Source organism: Desulfobulbus alkaliphilus (assembly GCF_016918545.1).
GTDB classification, from domain to species: Bacteria; Desulfobacterota; Desulfobulbia; order Desulfobulbales; family Desulfobulbaceae; genus Desulfobulbus; species Desulfobulbus alkaliphilus.
This window is the reverse complement of the sequence record NZ_JAFFQC010000098.1, coordinates 1-1,072: the sequence shown is the minus strand read 5'-3', so window position 1 is coordinate 1,072 and position 1,072 is coordinate 1. Positions and strand designations below refer to the sequence as shown.

The window sequence follows — 1,072 nt, the reverse complement described above, 5'->3', positions numbered from 1 at the left end:
TGCTTCCGCTCCCGCCGAGGAACAATCGAGATCGGGGGAGAGGCAAGGCAGGCGCTGACGTACTCCTGGGCGAAACGGGAAACCTCCGTTTTCCCCTTGACAATACTTATCATGGATGTCCCTAATTTCACTAATTTCATTGCATATTTTTGCGCCTCGTCTTGACGATTTTGAATGTGGTGTGATAGCATTTTGCATAGAGAAGCAGGCTCCCATTCCGATTTTTTTCTTTCGAGTCCACAATATGCCGTCTTCATTCAATAAGTATTACCCCGTTCGTAAAATTCTTTTTTTCCTGGGAGAAGGGGGGTTAATTTTTTTCAGTGTTTTCGGTATCCAGATGCTTTTCTCCGGGTGGAGGATCTTTCTGTTGTCGCCCATGGAGTTTGTGTTCAGAGCCGGCGTGGTGACCGTGGTGTTTCAACTTTCGCTGTATTTCTACGATCTCTATGATCTCAATCAACCCAGGACGGGCAGGGAGACAGTTATTCGCATGATGCAATCCTTTGGGGTTGGCTGCATCATCCTGGCCTTTCTGTATATGCTGTTTCCCGCCATTATTGTTCCCACCGATATTTTCTGGGGGAGCTATATTATTATATGTCTGTCGCTTTTCTTGTGGCGCTCACTGTATTATCTGATCCTGGAAAAGAAGCTGTTCACGCGGGATTTCATCATCGTCGGCACCGGCGAAACCGCGGAAAAGATTGTCGAAATAACCAAAACGTATCCGGAATCGGGGTTTGCCGTCAGGGGCCTTGTGGGCAGGACGGCTCCGGTTTTTGATCATGAAGGTATTCCCGTGTACGCTGATCTCAATGAGGTGGCCCGGGAAGCACATCTTGCCGGTATCGACCGGATCGTGATTGCCCTTGATGATCGTCGCGGCGCCATGCCCATCGGTGAACTGCTCCGCAACAAACTTGAAGGACGGGTTATCGAAGATCTGTCATCTACCCACAAATAATCCTGGACAACAGCGATTAAGCATGGCAAGGTGTTTCTGCCATGCAGAGCATCCTCGAACGTTTCGACGCATTATCTCTTCAGTTCATTGACGAGGCCATCGCCT

The 1,072-nt window shown here is 49.0% G+C and carries 1 protein-coding gene; it reads left to right on the top strand.

Features of this window, described 5'->3' with window-relative positions:
* The first annotated feature begins 379 nt into the window (after positions 1–379).
* On the top strand, positions 380–967 hold the full coding sequence (locus tag JWG43_RS17525; RefSeq protein ID WP_205244244.1) for a nucleoside-diphosphate sugar epimerase/dehydratase: 588 nt from the start codon (positions 380–382) through the stop codon (positions 965–967).
* The last annotated feature ends 105 nt before the right edge of the window (positions 968–1,072 follow it).

Excerpts from the sequence above, each read along its gene's own strand:
- JWG43_RS17525 (WP_205244244.1), top strand. The coding sequence starts at position 380 with ATGGAGTTTGTGTTCAGAGCCGGCGTGGTGACCGTGGTGTTTCAACTT.